Annotated in this window: 15 protein-coding genes; 8 read left to right on the top strand and 7 right to left on the bottom strand. The window is 75.3% G+C overall.

All coding sequences use genetic code 11. The features are described 5' to 3' along the window. Positions 1 to 41: 41 nt before the first annotated feature. Positions 42 to 479: a hypothetical protein gene (locus tag ACIGNX_RS01820; protein ID WP_396535224.1), complete on the bottom strand. Its 438-nt coding sequence runs from the start codon at positions 477 to 479 to the stop codon at positions 42 to 44. 158 nt (positions 480 to 637) lie between these two features. Here ACIGNX_RS01820 and ACIGNX_RS01825 point away from each other — a divergent pair, with 158 nt between their 5' ends. Further along, the gene (locus ACIGNX_RS01825; protein ID WP_396535226.1) at positions 638 to 1,459 is read left to right on the top strand and encodes a glutamate ABC transporter substrate-binding protein; all 822 of its coding nucleotides are present in this window, start codon (positions 638 to 640) and stop codon (positions 1,457 to 1,459) included. Positions 1,460 to 1,517: 58 nt separating this feature from the next. Here ACIGNX_RS01825 and ACIGNX_RS01830 read toward each other — a convergent pair whose 3' ends face one another. After that, on the bottom strand, positions 1,518 to 2,306 hold the full coding sequence (locus tag ACIGNX_RS01830; protein ID WP_396535228.1) for an SAM-dependent methyltransferase: 789 nt from the start codon (positions 2,304 to 2,306) through the stop codon (positions 1,518 to 1,520). 919 nt (positions 2,307 to 3,225) lie between these two features. Here ACIGNX_RS01830 and ACIGNX_RS01835 point away from each other — a divergent pair. Then, positions 3,226 to 4,638, top strand: a complete 1,413-nt coding sequence (locus tag ACIGNX_RS01835) for an RICIN domain-containing protein (RefSeq protein WP_396535230.1) — start codon at positions 3,226 to 3,228, stop codon at positions 4,636 to 4,638. A 90-nt stretch (positions 4,639 to 4,728) separates the two neighbouring features. Here ACIGNX_RS01835 and ACIGNX_RS01840 read toward each other — a convergent pair whose 3' ends face one another. After that, positions 4,729 to 5,574, bottom strand: coding sequence for a UbiA family prenyltransferase (locus tag ACIGNX_RS01840; protein WP_396535232.1), 846 nt, complete (start codon positions 5,572 to 5,574; stop codon positions 4,729 to 4,731). Between the two features lie 36 nt (positions 5,575 to 5,610). Between ACIGNX_RS01840 and ACIGNX_RS01845 the strand changes: the two genes are divergently transcribed. The 6 genes from ACIGNX_RS01845 to ACIGNX_RS01870 all read left to right on the top strand — a co-directional run bounded on the left by ACIGNX_RS01845 (position 5,611) and on the right by ACIGNX_RS01870 (position 10,845). Then, positions 5,611 to 6,669, top strand: a complete 1,059-nt coding sequence (locus ACIGNX_RS01845) for a type III polyketide synthase (protein ID WP_396535234.1) — start codon at positions 5,611 to 5,613, stop codon at positions 6,667 to 6,669. Then, positions 6,666 to 7,184, top strand: coding sequence for an isoprenylcysteine carboxyl methyltransferase family protein (locus ACIGNX_RS01850; RefSeq protein ID WP_396535236.1), 519 nt, complete (start codon positions 6,666 to 6,668; stop codon positions 7,182 to 7,184). The genes ACIGNX_RS01845 and ACIGNX_RS01850 overlap by 4 nt, the downstream gene beginning before the upstream one ends. Next, positions 7,177 to 8,208 carry an NAD(P)/FAD-dependent oxidoreductase gene (locus ACIGNX_RS01855; RefSeq protein WP_396535238.1) on the top strand — a complete coding sequence of 344 codons (1,032 nt, stop codon included), beginning with the start codon at positions 7,177 to 7,179 and terminating at the stop codon, positions 8,206 to 8,208. The genes ACIGNX_RS01850 and ACIGNX_RS01855 overlap by 8 nt, the downstream gene beginning before the upstream one ends. Beyond that, positions 8,208 to 9,359, top strand: coding sequence for a geranylgeranyl reductase family protein (locus ACIGNX_RS01860; protein WP_396535240.1), 1,152 nt, complete (start codon positions 8,208 to 8,210; stop codon positions 9,357 to 9,359). The genes ACIGNX_RS01855 and ACIGNX_RS01860 overlap by 1 nt, the downstream gene beginning before the upstream one ends. A 60-nt stretch (positions 9,360 to 9,419) precedes the next feature. Continuing rightward, a complete protein-coding gene (locus ACIGNX_RS01865; protein WP_396535242.1) occupies positions 9,420 to 10,271 on the top strand; it encodes an SDR family oxidoreductase in 852 nt (283 codons plus the stop codon). 112 nt (positions 10,272 to 10,383) lie between these two features. After that, positions 10,384 to 10,845, top strand: a complete 462-nt coding sequence (locus ACIGNX_RS01870; protein ID WP_396535244.1) for a DUF5980 family protein — start codon at positions 10,384 to 10,386, stop codon at positions 10,843 to 10,845. A gap of 151 nt (positions 10,846 to 10,996) precedes the next feature. Here the strand turns inward: ACIGNX_RS01870 and ACIGNX_RS01875 are convergent, their stop codons facing one another. From ACIGNX_RS01875 to ACIGNX_RS01890, 4 genes are read right to left on the bottom strand one after another with little or no spacing between them, the layout of a single operon-like run. Continuing rightward, positions 10,997 to 13,270, bottom strand: a complete 2,274-nt coding sequence (locus tag ACIGNX_RS01875) for a lantibiotic dehydratase (protein WP_396535246.1) — start codon at positions 13,268 to 13,270, stop codon at positions 10,997 to 10,999. A gap of 1 nt (position 13,271) precedes the next feature. After that, entirely contained in the window at positions 13,272 to 13,526 is a 255-nt protein-coding gene (locus tag ACIGNX_RS01880) for an acyl carrier protein (protein WP_396535248.1), read from the bottom strand. Further along, complete coding sequence (locus tag ACIGNX_RS01885; protein ID WP_396535250.1) at positions 13,523 to 14,518, bottom strand: threonine/serine dehydratase; 996 nt, start codon at positions 14,516 to 14,518, stop codon at positions 13,523 to 13,525. Before ACIGNX_RS01885 ends, ACIGNX_RS01880 begins: the two co-directional genes overlap by 4 nt. Beyond that, positions 14,515 to 15,987, bottom strand: coding sequence for an amino acid adenylation domain-containing protein (locus ACIGNX_RS01890; protein ID WP_396535252.1), 1,473 nt, complete (start codon positions 15,985 to 15,987; stop codon positions 14,515 to 14,517). The genes ACIGNX_RS01885 and ACIGNX_RS01890 overlap by 4 nt, the downstream gene beginning before the upstream one ends. Between the last annotated feature and the right edge of the window lies 1 nt (position 15,988).

The raw sequence follows: 15,988 nt of genomic DNA on the forward strand, positions 1-15,988 counted from the left end.
GGGAGGAGATCCCCGCCGGGGCGCGGCCGTGAGGTGCCGGGTCAGCTCGCCTTGCAGGCGCCCTGCCGGAGTTCCGAGTAGTAGAACTCCGAGGTCTTCCAGCCCAGGTCGGCACCGCGGTTGCGGGACCACACGAAGGTGCAGGGGTGCTTCGGCCCGTCCGCGCTGCGCGGGGGCAGCCAGAAACCGGTGGTGCCCCGGGTGTTGGTCGCCCAGATCTCGTAGGTGCTGCCCTTGGGCACCCACGAGCCGATGCACCGGCCGGGACCGATCCCGGCCGGGACCCACGAGATGCCGTTGGACATGTTGACCTGCACCCGGGCCGACGCGACCGCCTGGTCGGCGTTGACGCACAGGCCGACGTAGACGGTGCCGGCGCCCGCCGACGCCGTGCCCGCCGTCAGGACGGTCGTGCTCGCGACCGCGGCCAGGCCGCAGATCGCCGCCACAGCGCGCTTCAACGAAGTGCTCTTGCTCAACTCTCCTCCTCGAACAGGGGATGGCATCTCGTGCACGCCGGGGGTCGGCGAAAAGGTTCACGGCTCGTGGCGGTCGAAGGGGCACTGTGCCCGTCCTGCCGGACACACCGGACCGCACCGGTCTTCCACCCGCACTCCCGGTGCCCGACCGTGTGCGCATGGGAGCGCTCCCCTTGACCAAGGCCCTCCACGCCGTCGCGGTCCTGGCCCTCGTCGCCGCGTGCGGCGCGCCCGACGACACCCTGGTGACCAGGGCCGGTGACGGCCTCACCATCGGCATCCGCTTCGACCAGCCCGGCCTGGGCCTGCGCCGCGCCGACGGCAGGCACGTGGGGTTCGACGTGGACGTCGCCCGGTACGTCGCCGCCGAGTTGGGCGTGGACGAGGAGGGCATCACCTGGCGCGAGGCCCGCCCGGCGGACCGGGAGGCGTTGATCGAGGACGGCTCGGTGGACTTCGTCGTCGCCTCGTACTCGATCACCGACGAGCGGCGGAAGCGGGTCGCGTTCGCCGGGCCGTACTTCGAGACCGGGCAGGGCCTGCTGGTGCGGTTCACCGACACCGGGATCACCGGCCCCGACGCGCTCGACGGCAGGGGCCTGTGCTCGGTCAAGGGTTCCACGTCGGCGCAGAAGGTCCGGGACGGCTTCGCGCGGGGCGTCCGGCTGGTCGAGTACGGCGACTACGCGGCCTGCGTCACCGCGCTGCTGGTCGGCAAGGTCGACGCGGTCACCACCGACGAGGCCATCCTCGCCGGGTACGTGGCGGCGAACCCGGAACTGCTCAAGCTCGTCGGCGAGCCGTTCTCCACCGAGCGGTACGGCATCGGCCTGGCCAAGGACGACACCGCCGGCCGCGCGGCCGTCGACGCCGCGCTGGAGGAGATGGTCCGGTCCGGCGAGTGGCGGGCCGCGCTGGAGCGCAACCTCGGCGGCTCCGGCATGGACCTCCCCGAGGCGCCGCACCTGCCCGGGGGATGACGCCGGCCCGGTCGGCGGGGTTCCGGCCGGGACGCGCGGTCCCGGCCGGAGCGTCCACTCAGGACGTTCGGCGCGCGGTGAGCAGCAGCCGCCCGCTCCCGATCCCGCAGGGCTCGCCCGCCGGACCACCGAACAGCCCGACGTCGGTGAACCCGTTGCCGGCCAGCAGGTCGACGACCTGCGCCACCGTGTAGACGTGGTGGATCGCGGTCACGTCGAGCTCTTCCTCACCGCGGGTGAACCGGTAGCGGCTGAGCACGCGGCTCCCCGCCACGTCGTACTCGCCCGTCGCGAGGACGGTGATGTCGCCGGTGCGCAGGGTCCGCGGCTCGGCCCGGTAGCCGGGCAGGATCGACTCGGCCGCCGAGGCGAGGTCGACCACCAGGCCGCCGCCGGGCCGGACCGCCCCGCCCAGCGCCGCGACGAACTCCCGCAGGCCGTCGAGTTCGAGGTAACCGAAGCTGTTGCCCAGGCACACGGCGGCGTCGAACCCGCCGTCCCGCGGGACGTCCCGCATGTCGGCGTGGACGAACTCGACGTCGAGGCCGGCGGCGGCACGCCTGGCGTGCCCGACCGCCTCGGCGGACAGGTCGACCCCGGTGACGCGGTGCCCGCGCCGGGCGAGTTCCAGGCTGTGCCGCCCGCTGCCGCACGGCACGTCCAGGACCCGCGAGCCCGGCGCGAGCCCGAGGCGCCGTTCGACGAGGTCGACCTCCTCGGCGGTGACCACCGCGGGCACGGCGCGCCGCCAGAACTCGTTGGGCAGTTCGGTGAAGAAGTCCACGTACCAGGTGGGTGAAGGAATTCCGGACATGGTGAAGAAGCTCCTCGCGGTGCATCGGCTCATGAGTGCGATGTCACCGGGCGACCCGGGCCGTCAGCCGGCCTCGGTGCGGTGGCCCGGTGTGAGGCTCCGGGCAGCCATGGCTTCCTCCACGATCAGCGGTCCCCGTGAGGTTAGCAGCGCCCGACCGGATCGGTGAACGGTTTTCCACCGGCCCTGCCGGCGGCACGTGCACGACCGGATGGCGGCGGAACCGGCCGGGGACCGCGGGGTGGCCCGGTCCGCAGCGGATGCGCTGCTCGCCCTGCGCCGGGTGGCCACCAGGTCCCGCCGTACGGGAAGTCACGGGCGATGGCGCCCGACTGCCTTTCCACGCCCACGTCCAACCGGAAGAGCGAGTTGCCGCTGTCGAACCGGGTGGTGCCGGTCAGGCGTCCCACCGGCGTTTCGGCACCGGTGGACGAGTAACCGCGGAGCCGGGTGTTCACGGGTTGACCGGCGTCCGAGACCGCCTGCGCGGGGCAGCGGTCACCGCGGCGCACAACAGCGCGGCACCGAGGACCCCGGCCAGGCGCAACAGCACCTTCGACGTCATCGACGCACTCCTCCGCCGCGGGAAGGGGATTGGTCGTCCACCTCCGCACGGAGGCGGGCTCGCGCGGTGAGCCGAACGGCCGCGAACCGCCGGCCGCGGCCGGCGCTCGCGCTTGCTAAGGAAATCCTTGCGATTGTTAGCAATTACGAGGCGCGGGCCTGTAGGTGCCCACAATCGCCGAAATACTTTCGTCACACCTTGACCGCGTGCACGACGTCATCCAGAGTCGGTGAATGCCACCGGCACCCGCGGCAGTGTCGCCCCGCTCCGCGTGCCCGTTCCCGACCCCTTGAACCGCCGAGGCCACCGCGGTCGTCGTTCGCGCGGACGGCGCGCTGCCGTGCCGGGGCCACCCCCGCCCGCACCTCGACGAGGAGGAGCACGCCCATGGCCGGATCAGGCCACCCACCCACGACCGCCCCACGAGCCCGCGGGCGTGCGATCGGTGCCGCCGCCGTCGCCGTCGCACTGCTCGGCGGACTGGTGGCGACGCTCAGCGCCGCGCCCGCGTCGGCGGCGACCGTCGACACGACCGCGTGGTACGTGCTGGTCAACCGCAACAGCGGCAAGGTGCTCGACGTCTACAACTTCGCCACCAACGACGGCGCCCGGATCGCGCAGTGGAGCCGCACCGACGGCACCAACCAGCAGTGGCAGTTCGTGGACTCCGGCGGCGGCTACTACCGGGTGAAGTCGCGGTTGTCGGGCAAGGTCCTGGACGTCTACAACTTCTCCACCGCCGACGGCGGCTCGATCGTGCAGTGGACCGACAACAACAGCACCAACCAGCAGTTCCGGCTGGCCGACTCGGACAGCGGCTACGTGCGCCTGGTCAACCGCAACAGCAACAAGGCGGTGGAGGTCCAGGGCGCGTCCACCGCCGACGGCGGCAACGTCGTGCAGTACTCCGACTGGGGTGGCGCGAACCAGCAGTGGCAGCCGGTCCGGGTCGGTGGCACCGGTCCGACGACGACCACGACGACCACGACGACCACGACGACCTCGACGACGCCCCAGCCGGGCCGCCCCATGGTCGAGAACAACTTCCCGGTCACCCGTGAGGGCGCGTACGGCGACAACCGCTTCACCGTGTTCCGGCCTTCCAACCCCCAGGCCCTCGGCCGTCCCCTGCCCGTGCTGGCCTTCGGCAACGGCGCCTGCGCGCACACCAACAACAGCGAGGTCACGCAGCTGCTCACGGCCGTCGCGTCGAAGGGCTTCGCGGTGGTGGACATCGGTTCCGCCAACGGCTCGGCGAACGGCCTGCCCAGCGGTTCCCCCATCCCCTCCCTGCTGACCGACGCCCTGACCTGGGCCGAGCGGGAGCAGAACCGCTCCGGCGCGGCGCTGGCGCAGCGGCTCGACACCAGCAGGATGGCCACCGCGGGCCACTCGTGCGGCGGGCTGGAAGCCCTCATCGCCGCCCAGGACCGCAGGGTCGACGCCACCGTGTCGCTGGACAGCGGGCTGTTCGCCGACGGTTCGTTCGGCTACCCGCGCTCCGAGTTGACCAAGCTGCACGCCCCGGTGCTGTACATGGACGGAGGCCCCTCCGACATCGCCTACGACAACACCAGGGCCAACTACAACCTGACCACCGTGCCCGCCGTGCTGGCCGAACACCCCCAAGCCGGGCACGGCGGGTTCATCACCGGTTACCAGATGGCCGACGGCGTGGTCACGCTCGTGCAGTTCCTCGACATGGTTCTCAACGGCAACGAGACCGCCCGCGGTTACATCCTCGACCCGTCCGGGCTGGCGTCGAAGGCGCCGTGGGTGGTGGCCCGGAAGAACTTCTGACCCGATCGGGTCCCGGCTCCCCGGCGAGCCCGGTCGCACCGCCGCGCGGTGCGACCGGGCTCGCGTCGTCCCGGACCCCGGGTTACCGGCTCAGGTGGCGTTCGTGATCAGCAGGACGACGTCGAGGAGCGCGATGAGGATCGTCAGCCGGAACGCCAGGGGGGAGTGGGGCGCGCGGAGCGCGGCGACGGTGGTGGCGACGGCCAGGGCGATCCCGATCGCGGGCACGACCAGGGCGTACGCCGTCGCCGTGCCCGCCGGGGCCAGGCCGAGCACGACCGAGGCGGCCGCGAGCGCCAGGGCCATGACGATCACACCGGCGCGCGGCCCGAGCCGGTGGGGCAGTCCGCGCACCCCCGTCTCCGCGTCCGCCCGCAGGTCGGGCAGGACGTTCGCGAAGTGCGCCCCGAAGCCCAGCAGCGCGCCGACGACCGGCACCCACCACGGCGGCCACGGGTGGCCGGGCGCGGCGACGTACGGGGCGACGGGCAGGAAGCCGAAGGCGACCAGGTAGGTGGCACCCGACCAGGCCGTGGCCTTGAGCCCGAGGTTGTAGGCCCACCCGGCGGCGACGCCGACCAGCAGGGCCGCCGCGGCGGCAAGCCCGAGCAGCGAGGACAGCACCACCGTCGCCACCAGGGCGGTCGACGCGGCGGCGGCGATCACCTCCCGCGGCACGGTCCCGGCCGCCACCGGTTTGTCCGCCCGGCCCGCGGCGCGGTCCCGGGCGGCGTCGACCCAGTCGTTCGACCAGCCGATCGACAACTGCCCGGTGAACACGGCCGCGCCGAGCAGCGCGACCCTGCTCGCGGTGAGGTCGGTGCCGACGGCCAGGACCACGGCCACCACGGTCACCGCCAGCCCCGGCACGGGGTGGCACGCCTCGGCGAGACCGCGCAGCAACCCCGGCCTGGTCCGCGTCGGCGCGCCGGTCATCTGCCGAGTGTAGGCACAAGCCGTACCGTGCGAGGGATGACGACGATCCCGGCGGTCCGCGGCGTGCTCGCGCCGCACAAGTACCCGCAGGCGCAGCTGACCGAGTGGTTCGGCCGGTTGTGCCTGCCGGACCGGGCCGCGCGGGCGGTGGCGAGCCGGTTCCACGCCAGCGCCCGGGTCGAGTCCCGCCACCTGGCGCTGCCCCTCGACCGCTACGGCGACCTCGACGGCTTCGCGGCGGCGAACGACGCGTTCCTGGCGGTCGCGGTGGACCTCGGCTCCCAGGCCGCGCTCGCGGCGCTGGAGGACGCGGGCCTGACCCCCTCCGACGTGGACCTGGTGGTGTCCACGACGGTGACCGGCATCGCGGTGCCCTCCCTCGACGCGCGCATCGCGGCGCGGATCGGCCTGCGCCCGGACGTCAAGCGGTTACCGGTCTTCGGGTTGGGCTGCGTGGCCGGTGCGGCGGGCATCGCCCGGCTGAACGACTTCCTGCGCGGGTGGCCGACCTCGGTGGCGCTGCTGGTGTCGGTCGAGCTGTGCTCGCTCACCCTCCAGCGCGAGGACGCCGGTCCCGCCAACATGATCGCGTCCGGGCTGTTCGGCGACGGTGCCGCCGCGGTGGTCGCCGTGGGCGACCGGCACCCGGCCGCGCCGGCCGGACCGCGGGTCGTGGACTCGGTCAGCCACCTGTACGGGGACTCCGAACGGGCGATGGGGTGGGACGTCGGCGGCACGGGGCTGAAGGTGGTGCTGGGCGTCGAGGTGCCCCACCTCGTGCGCACCCACCTCGCGGGTGACGTCGAGCGGCTGCTGTCGCCGCACGGGCTGGGGGTCGGCGACATCGCGCGCTGGATCTGCCACCCCGGCGGGCCGAAGGTGATCGAGGCGATCCAGTCGGTGCTGGACCTGGACGAGGACGACCTGGCGATGACGTGGAGCTCGCTGCGCCGGATCGGCAACCTGTCGTCGGCCTCGGTGCTGCACGTGTTCGCCGACACGGTGGCCGCCCGGCCCGCGTCCGCCGGCGACTGGGGCGTGGTGATGGCGATGGGCCCCGGGTTCTGCGCCGAGCTGGTGCTGCTGCGGTGGTGAGCCAGGTGTGGTACTCGGTCCTGGTGGGGCTGGTCGCGGTGGAGCGGCTGGTCGAGCTGGTCGTGGCCAGGCGCAACCTGGCGTGGAGCCTGGCCAGGGGAGGGCGGGAGACCGGGTTCGGGCACTACCCGTTCATGGTGGTGCTGCACACCGGGCTCCTGGCCGGGTGCCTGGTCGAGGTGTGGGCCGCCGACCGCCCCTTCACGCCGGTGCTCGGCTGGCCCGCGCTGGCCCTGGTGGTCGCGTCCCAGGCGTTGCGGTGGTGGTGCATCCGCACCCTGGGCCGCCAGTGGAACACCCGCGTCGTGGTGGTGCCGGGGTTGCCGCGCGTCACCGGCGGCCCCTACCGGGTGTTCCCGCACCCGAACTACGTCGCCGTGGTCGTGGAGGGCTTCGCCCTGCCGCTCGTGCACGGTGCGTGGCTCACGGCCGTCGCGTTCACCCTGCTGAACGCCGGGTTGCTGGCGGTGCGGATCCGCGCGGAGGACGAGGCGCTGAGGTCGGCCCATGCCTGAGCACCTGCACGACGTGGTGGTCGTCGGAGGCGGCCCGGCCGGGCTCGCCGTGGCACTGGGGTGCGCGCGGGCGGGCATGGACGTGGTGGTGTGCGAGAAGCGGACCGGGGTGATCGACAAGGCGTGCGGGGAAGGGCTCATGCCGGGAGCGGTGCGTGCGCTGACCGCGCTCGGGGTCGACCCACCGGGGTACCCCATCCAGGGCATCACCTACCGGCAGGGCGCGATCGTGGCCCACGCCCCGTTCCGAGGGGGTCCCGGGAGAGGGGTGCGGCGCACCGCGCTGCACGACGCGTTGCGCGGTGCGGTGCTCCGCCACGGCGTGCCGGTCCTGCCGATCGGGGTCTCGGACGTCTCGCAGCACGGCGACCACGTGCGGGCGGGCGGGTTGCGGGCGCGCTACCTGGTCGCGGCGGACGGGCTGCACTCGGCGGTCCGCGACGCCGTCGGGCTCGCCGCCGCCTCCTCCGGCCCGCCCCGCTGGGGGTTGCGCCGCCACTACGCCCTCGCCCCGACCACCGGCGCGGTCGAGGTGACCTGGGCGGCGCGGTCCGAGGCGTACGTGACGCCGGTGGACCGCGACACCCTCGGCGTCGCGATCCTGTCCTCGGTCCGCGGCGGGTTCACCGAGCAGCTCGCCGCCTTCCCCGAGCTCGCGGCCCGGATCGCCGGGGCGGAACCGGTCTCGTCGGTCCGGGGCGCCGGCCCGCTGCGGCAGCGGACCTCCGGCCGGGTGGCGGGCCGCGTGCTGCTCGTCGGGGACGCGGCCGGCTACGTCGACGCCCTCACCGGGGAGGGGCTCGCGCTGTCGCTGACCACGGCCGCCGAACTCGTCCGCTGCCTGCGCGCGGACCGGCCCGCCGACTACGACCGCGCCTGGCGGCGGACGTCGCGGCGGTCGCGGTGGCTGACCGAGACCCTGCTGTGGGCCCGCGGCCGTCCCGCGCTCGCCCGGCGGATCGTGCCGGCCTCCGCGCGGGCCCCGAGGCTGTTCGCCGCCGTCGTCGACCAGCTCGCGCGCTGATGCGGGACGACAACTGGGACCTGGTGGTCGTCGGGGCGGGACCCGCGGGGTCGACGGCGGCGATCGCCGCGCTGCGCGCCGACCCGTCCGCGCGCGTGCTCCTCCTGGACACCGCGGACTTCCCGCGGGACAAGGTCTGCGGCGACGGCGTCGCGCCGCACGCCCTGGACGTCCTCGCGGGTCTCGGCGTGGCCGTGCCCGACCTGGTCGCCGGCACCACGCCGGTCACCGCGCTGCGCCTGGTGTCGCCGAACGGCGCGCGGGCCGGGCGGAGCTTCGCGCGACCGGCTTCCGTCGTGCCCCGCAGGCTGTTCGACGCGAGGCTCGTGCGCGCCGCCCGGGACGCGGGCGCGGTGCTGCGGCGACACCGCGTCCGCGCGCTCGTCGAGCGGGACGGGGTGGTGCTCGTGGACGGGGTGCTCGGCGCCCGGACCGTCATCGGCGCGGACGGCGCGGAGTCGGTCGTGCGGCGGCAGTGCGGCGCCGGTGGCGCGCCCGCGGGCACCGTCGCCCTCGCGCTGCGCGGCTACACCGCCGCCGGCGCGTGGCCGGCCGCCGAACAGCGCCTGGTCATGACCGGCGCGCACTGGCCCGCCTACGCCTGGGTGTTCCCGGTCGGCGACGGCACCGCGAACGTCGGCTACGGCGAACTCGCCCGCACCCCGCCGCCGACCCGCGCGGAGCTGACCGCGCGGCTGCACGACCTGCTCCCCGGCCTCCCGCCGGTGCCGCTGCGGGGGCACCGGTTGCCGCTGTCACCCGGGCGTCCCGACGTCGCGCACGGCCGGGTGCTGCTCGCGGGCGACGCCGCGTCGCTGATCAACCCGCTGACCGGTGAGGGCATCTACTACGCGGTCCTCTCCGGTGCCCTGGCGGGCGCCGCCGCCCTGGCACCGGACCCGGCGGGCTCCTACCGCCGTTCGCTGCGGCACGCGCTGGGCAGGCACCTGCGGCACACCGACGTGCTCGCCCGGCTCACCCGCCGGCCGCGGCTGGTCGACCTCGCCACCGCCGCGGCCCGCGACGACCGGCGCGCCTTCGACCGCCTCGTGGAGATCGGCCTCGGCGCGGGAACGCTCGACTTCCCGCTGGCGGCGGCGGTGATCAGGGCCGCGGTGACCGGGGCCGGGGTGCGCGGCACCACGTCGTGACCACTCGCACGCCCCCCGACCGAGCGGTGTCGACCGGGACGGAGCGGGTACGCAAGGGCCATGTTCTCCACACGGTCGGTCGAGGGTCGCGTCGTGCTCGTGACGGGCGGTTCCGCCGGGATCGGGCGCTCGATCGCGGCGCGCCTGGCGGCCTCCGGCGCGACCGTCGTGACCTGCGCCCGCGACGAGGTGCGGCTGCGGGCCGCGGCCCGCGACCTGCCCGGGACCGTCGAACCGGTCGCCTGCGACCTCACCGACCGGCGGCAGCGCCGGGACCTGGTCGAGGGCGTGGTCCGGCGGCACGGCCGGCTCGACGCGCTGGTCAACAACGCGGGCCAGGGCCGGGTGGGGCTGTTCGCCGAGCTGGACGCGGAGGGCGTCGAGGAAGTGGTGGCGCTCAACGTCACCGCGGTCGCCGACCTGACCCGCCTCGCCCTGCCGCACCTCGCCGAACGGCGGGGCGACGTCGTGGTGGTCGCCTCCGTCGCCGGGTGGGTGCCGATCCCGCCGCTGACGCTGTACTCGGCCACCAAGGCTGCGGTCGACGGGCTCGTCCACTCGCTGCGGCGGGAGGTGCCGGCCGGTCTGCGCGTCCACACCGTCAACCCCGGCCCGGTGCGCACGGAGTGGCTGCTGCGGGCGGCCGGCCTCCGACCGGACGACGAGGAGGGGCGGCGGGGCCGCACGTTCGGCACCCGGCCGGAACGCGTCGCCGCCGAGGTGCACCGCTGCCTCACCGCGCGCCGGCACCGCACCGTCACCGTGCCCCGCTGGCTGGGGGCCGCGCGGCTGGCGGGCGTGCCGCCGCTGAGCAACGCCCTCGACCTCGTCCTGCGATCGATCGCGCCACCGGTGGCGCGCTGGGCCCACCGCTACCAGGACGAGCTGGTGCGCCGAGCCCGCGACGAGTGATCCGGTCGGGATCTCAACGGACTCTGAGATCCGGTCGGTAGCTTCGGTCAGGGCTTGTCCGCACCAGTTCAGGAGGGGTTCAGTGAGATTCGCTGCTCGTGTCCTCACATCGGTGCTCACCGTCGTCCCGGTGCTCGCGCTGGCGTTGGTCGGCGCCACGACCGCAGCGTCGGCGGGAACGTCCTCGCTCGCCGGATCGTGGGACCTGCAGGACTTCGACAGGGCGCAACGGGTGTGCGTGCAGTACGGTGCCGGCGACGGCACCCACCGGTCCTACCTGATCTTCGCGGTCACCGGGAGCTGGTCCACCGACCTCGACTTCGGGATGCGGGACCTGCCCCCGGGCTGGGTCGCCACGCAGGGCCGGCTCCCGTCGGGGTCGAACCACCCGGACCCGGACGACGGCGGAGTCCTGATCAACGGGTGGATCCACGTGCAGGGCCCTTCCTCGGTCCCGCAGGGGACCTACCACCCGCGGATCCGGGTGTCGGACGGGTCCACCACCGAGACCACGCCGGTCGAGGTCGTCGTCACGACCGCGTCCTGGCTCGACTGCATGCAGGCGAGGGGATGAGCGCCGGGCGGCAGGGCGGCTCGGCACCACCGCGGCCGTTGCGCCACCCCGACCGGAACCGGCGCCCGATCGGTGGGTGAACGGGTTCTCCCGCACGGCACGCCTTCGGTCCCCGACCCGTCGCGGTCGGGGACCTCCGTGCCACGGCCCGTCAGGCGGTCGTGTCGTGCAGGACGAAGCGCAGTTCCGACGTGTACACCTCCCCCCGGTCGTCGGTCAGCCACGTCTGCTCCGGCGTCGGCAGCATCTCCGTCACCGTGAGCCGGGCGGAGGCGTCGGCACGGGCCAGCCGGCGGGCGGCCTTGGCCAGCAGCGTCACCGAGGCCGGGCTGTCGAAGTCCACGAACACCGGGCGCGGTTCGGCCGGCGAGGTGAAGAACACGAACCGGGGCAGGTCGTGCCGGGTGCGCCAGGCCCGCGCGCCCACGAAGCGGCGCGCCTCGGTCTTGGCGTCGGCGAAACCCAGCTCCGCCACCGGGAACCGCCACGCCTCCCGCGAGACGACGAGCCGGTCCACGGTCACCCGGGGGGTGTGATCGGCCTCCGGCAGCACCCGGAAGCCGTCGACCACGAGCGTGGTGAGCACGTGGGAGAACACGTCCGCCACCGGGAACACCGCCCCGTCGGGCAGCACGGCCACCAGCTCCTCGTCGCGCAGCTCCACCCGGACGTCGGCGCTGCGCTCGGTGCGCGGGCGCGCCGGGTCGGCGGTGTCGTCCACCAGCGCCACGTAGTAGTCCTCGGGCCGCACCAGGCTCTGCCGGACCCTGGTGGACAGCCGGGACTTGTGCTCCTTGGGCAGCAGCGGCAGCAGCCGCGGGCCCGGCACGTCCCGGGTCGTCAGCGCGGCCAGTTCCGTCGGGTCCGGGTGCTGGTTGAGGTACAGCGACGCGCCCAGGGTGTTCATGGCCACGTGCAGCTCGCCCAGCACCAGGCCGAACTCGCCGCGCCGCACCGCGTCCAGGCCCGCCGCGGCGATCATCACGTCCGGGCTGAGGTAGCGGGCGGCGTTCCAGCCGCCGCCGGGGGAGGCGAACTCCTCGTTCGCCCGCGCCGAGACCTCCGCCAGGGACCGGTGCACGTCGCGCCCACCCTCCGGCAGGTCCAGCACCCGGTCCCAGCGCCGCCAGAACTCCGCGCGCAGCTCGGCCAGGTCGGCGGGGGCGTCGCGGTGCAGGACCGGCATGCAGGCGAACCAGAACGTGGCCAGGTCCACCGGTCCCGAAGCGTCGAACACCCGCCGCGCCCGGTCCAGCACGCGTCGCGCCAGCGAGGACGTCAGCCAGGCCGCGCTGACCAGCAGCGGTTCCAGGGCCGCCAGCTCGTCGCGCACCGCGCCACCCAGGCGGACGGTGGCCGAGCGCCGGGCGTCGGAGTACACCAGCGCCCGGCCCGGCGCGGTGGAACCGCCCTTCTCGCGGGCGGCGGCGGAGTCGGTCAGCCTCTCGAACTCGCCCTCCAGCGCGGACATCGCCGCCATGAGCTCGTCCGATGTGGACGCACGCGCGACCTCGTCCCGGCCGCGCTCCAGGGTGTCCAGCGCGGCCAGCCCGGGTGCGGCCACCGCCGCCGGCACGCCCTCCAGCCACGCCCGCAACGCCCGTTCGGGGTAGGGGCCGGCGGGGACCTCCAGCCGCCGCACCACGTACCGGCGGCGCTCCAGCTCCGCCAGGTCGTCGGAGACGTCGCGGCCCACCCGCTCGCCGATCGCCGCCGCGGGCAGGGTGCCGTCGCACAGCGCCAGCACCTCCAGCAGCGGGGCGGCCAGCGGTTTCGGGGCGCAGCCCGGCAGGGCCACCTCCCCGTCGCCGACGCGCACGAACGGCACCCGGCGCGGCGCGACCCACGGCGCGAGCGCCGGGTCCTCACCCAGCACCCGGGCCAGCGCGTCGACGGCCCAGCTCGCGAAGTACACCGTGGTCTCGGCGACCAGGCCCTCGCCCGGGTCGACCTCCACCCCGTCCACCCCGTCGTCCAGCCGGCCCCAGCCGACCGGGCCGAAGAAGCCGATGGTGTCGTTCTTGACGCAGAACCGCTGCCAGTAGTGCGAGATCAGCTCCTCGCGCTGGCGGGTGCGGCTGGTGCGCCCGTCACCGGGTTCCCACTCCAGGAACGGCCGCACCGCCCGGCCCAGCACCGCCCGGTTCTGCCAGGCCACCGCGCTCTGGAACGCCTCGCCCGCGGCGATGTCGCGCATCTCCAGCGCCGACTTGGCCGCCTCCGCCTCGAACGCGTCCTCGAACGCCTTCCACTCCGCGCCCTGCGGCGACTTCTGCGCCGCGAAGTGGTCGGCCGCGAGGCCCAGGCCGTGCGGTGCGAGCCGCAGCACCCCCTGCGCGGGGAACCCCGCGCCGCGCACGCTGAACTGGTCCCACAGCCGCCACCGCCCGCCGGGCAGCGACCGCCCCTCCCGCCCGTCCGCCATGTCAGCCGACCTCCAGCTCCTGCTCGACCACCGACGCGAGGTCGACGGGGGAGGGGTAGGCGAACACCAGCGCCACGGGCACGTCCACGCCCAGCGCCGACTGCAGGCGCGCGGTGATCTGGAACGCGGCCAGCGAGTCGCCGCCCGCCTCGAAGAAGTCGCTCTCGGCGTCGAGCGACGGGTCGCCCAGCGCGTCGCGGTAGACCTCCACGACGAGGTCGGTCAGCTCGGTCGCGGTGATGCCGATGGTGGTCATGGTCGGTCCCCTTCGGTGGTGAGGTGCGTGGTGTGCTGTGGCGGGACGGCCAGGCCGGTGGAGGCCAGCGCCTCGGCGGTGTTGCCGCCGGACACCACCACCGCGGCCGTCCCGGTGAAACCCGATTCGAGTGCCCCGGCGAGCGCCACGGCGCCGCTGGGCTCGGCGTGCACGCCCGCCCGGCGCAGCAGCGCCGCGGCGTGCGCGATGGCGTCGTCGGTGACGCCCACGAGGTCGTCCACGCGGCCGGCGATCACCGGCAGCGTCACCCTCCCGGGCCGCTGCCCGCGCAGCCCGTCGGCGATCGTCCGCGGCGGCGGCACCGCCACGGGCGCTCCCTCGGCCAGCGAGAGCGCGTAGCGGCGGGCGTCGGCCGGCTCCACGCCGACCACCCGCACCGGCAGGTCGCGCGCCGCCAGGCACACCCCCGCCAGCAGCCCGCCGCCGCCGGTCGGCACGAACACCGCGTCGACCCCCGGCACGTCCTCGAAGACCTCCAGGCCGACCGTGCCCTGGCCCGCCACCACCAGCTCGTGGTCGGAGGAGGGCACCAGCAGCGACCCGGTCCGCTCCGCGTGCTCCCGGGCCCGGCGGTCGCGCTCGTCCACGCCGCCGGGGGCGTGCAGCACGGTCGCGCCCAGCGCCCGCAGCGCGGCGGCCTTCGCCGGGCTCGCGCCCTCGGCCATCACCACGGTGACGGGCACGCCCAGCGCGCGCCCCAGCGTGGCCACCGCGATGCCGTGGTTGCCCGAGGACCCGGTGACGACCCCGCCGCCCGGACCGGCCAGCAGGGCGTTGGCCGCGCCGCGGATCTTGAACGACCCGCCGCGCTGCGCGTGCTCGGCCTTGAGCAGCACGCCCGGCACGGAGTCCAGCGCCAGCAACGGCGTGCGCAGCACGTGCCCCCGGATGCGGCGGGCGGCGGCCAGCACGTCGCCGGTGCCCAGCCGGGTGGCCGCCAGGAGGCCGGGCCGGACGTCCGCGCGGGTCACCGCGCACCCCCGGCGAGCGCCACGCGGTCGACCTTGCCGCTGCGGGTGGTGGGGAAGCGGTCCAGGCGGGTGAAGCGGCGGGGCATCAGGTGCGGCGGCAGCGAGTCGGCCAGGTGGGCGCGCAGCGCCGCGTCGCGCACCTGCGCCAGCTCGCCCGTCACGTGCGCGACGAGGTAGACCCGCTGCTGGTCGTCGGTGGCCGGGGTGACCGCCGCGCCGGTGACCGCCGGGTGGGTCAGCAGCACCGCCTCCACCTCGGCCGGGTCGACCCGGTGCCCGCGGACCTTGATCTGCCGGTCGTTGCGCCCCAGGTACTCCAGCACCCCGTCCGGCCGCCGCCGCGCCAGGTCGCCCGTGCGGTACAGGCGCGCGCCCGGCTCCCCGCACGGGTCGGGCACGAACCGGTCCGCGGTCAGGCCCGGCCGCCCGGCGTAGCCGCGGGCCACGCCGACCCCGCCCAGGTGGACCTCGCCGACCTCGCCGTCCGGCACCGGCCGCAGCTCGCGGTCCAGCAGCCGCACGACCACGCCCGCCAGGGGCGTGCCGACCAGGTCCGCGTCCGCCTCTGGCCGCGCGGGCACCTCGAAGCGGGTCGAGGTCATGGTGCACTCGGTCGGGCCGTACTGGTTGACCAGCCGTCCCGGCAGCAGCGCCCGCCCGCCGGCGGCCAGGAACGGCCGCAGGGACTCCCCGCTGGTCGCCACCAGCCGCACGCCCCGCAGCGCCTCCGCCGCGCCCTCCTGCCGGGACAGGAAGGTCAGGAACGACGGCGTGGTGCTCAGGATCGTGTCGACGCCGTGCTCCGCCACGGCCGCGAACAACTCCTGGGGTCGCATCAGCGCCGACCGGGGCAGCACCACCACCCGCCCGCCGGCCAGCAGCGGGGCCAGGGTGTCGCGGATCGAGGCGTCGTACCCCGGCGGCGCCAGTTGCAGCGCCACGGTGTCCGGGCCCAGGTCGTTGTCCCGCACCGCCGACCGCAGGTAGGACTCCAGCGAGCGGCGCTCCACCAGCACGCCGTTGGGCGTGCCGGTGGACCCGGACGTGTGGCTGACGTAGGCCAGCGACCGCGGGTCGGTCCGCTCCGGCAGCGGCGCGACGGGATCGGCGTCCTCGTCGACCAGGACGGTCGGGCCGGGCACGGGGAACCGCCCGGCCAGGCCGCGACCGGTCACCAGCGCCCGCGCCCCGTCCAGCAGCGCGGCCACCCGCTTGGTCGGCAGCTCGGTGTCCACGGTGAGGAACGCGCCCCCCGCCCGCAGCACCGCCGCCATCGCCACCACCGCGTCCGCTCCCCGCTCCAGCGCGATCCCGCAGACCACCTCGGGCCCGACGCCGCGGCCGCGCAGCACCCGGGCCAGCCGGTCGACCCGGGAGGCCAGCTCGGCGTGGGTGAGCACGCCGTCGGGGGTGACGACGGCCGGGCGGTCCGGGTGACCCGCCAGGCCGATCCGGTCCAGGGTGTCCACG

The sequence above is a fragment of the Actinosynnema sp. NPDC053489 genome (assembly GCF_044544865.1).
Lineage (GTDB): Bacteria > Actinomycetota > Actinomycetes > Mycobacteriales > Pseudonocardiaceae > Actinosynnema.

Excerpts from the sequence above, each read along its gene's own strand:
- ACIGNX_RS01865 (WP_396535242.1), top strand. The coding sequence starts at position 9,420 with ATGTTCTCCACACGGTCGGTCGAGGGTCGCGTCGTGCTCGTGACGGGC.
- ACIGNX_RS01845 (WP_396535234.1), top strand. The coding sequence starts at position 5,611 with ATGACGACGATCCCGGCGGTCCGCGGCGTGCTCGCGCCGCACAAGTAC.
- ACIGNX_RS01830 (WP_396535228.1), bottom strand. The coding sequence starts at position 2,306 with ATGAGCCGATGCACCGCGAGGAGCTTCTTCACCATGTCCGGAATTCCT.
- ACIGNX_RS01840 (WP_396535232.1), bottom strand. The coding sequence starts at position 5,574 with ATGACCGGCGCGCCGACGCGGACCAGGCCGGGGTTGCTGCGCGGTCTC.
- ACIGNX_RS01880 (WP_396535248.1), bottom strand. The coding sequence starts at position 13,526 with ATGACCACCATCGGCATCACCGCGACCGAGCTGACCGACCTCGTCGTG.
- ACIGNX_RS01875 (WP_396535246.1), bottom strand. The coding sequence starts at position 13,270 with ATGGCGGACGGGCGGGAGGGGCGGTCGCTGCCCGGCGGGCGGTGGCGG.
- ACIGNX_RS01855 (WP_396535238.1), top strand. The coding sequence starts at position 7,177 with ATGCCTGAGCACCTGCACGACGTGGTGGTCGTCGGAGGCGGCCCGGCC.
- ACIGNX_RS01835 (WP_396535230.1), top strand. The coding sequence starts at position 3,226 with ATGGCCGGATCAGGCCACCCACCCACGACCGCCCCACGAGCCCGCGGG.
- ACIGNX_RS01825 (WP_396535226.1), top strand. The coding sequence starts at position 638 with ATGGGAGCGCTCCCCTTGACCAAGGCCCTCCACGCCGTCGCGGTCCTG.
- ACIGNX_RS01860 (WP_396535240.1), top strand. The coding sequence starts at position 8,208 with ATGCGGGACGACAACTGGGACCTGGTGGTCGTCGGGGCGGGACCCGCG.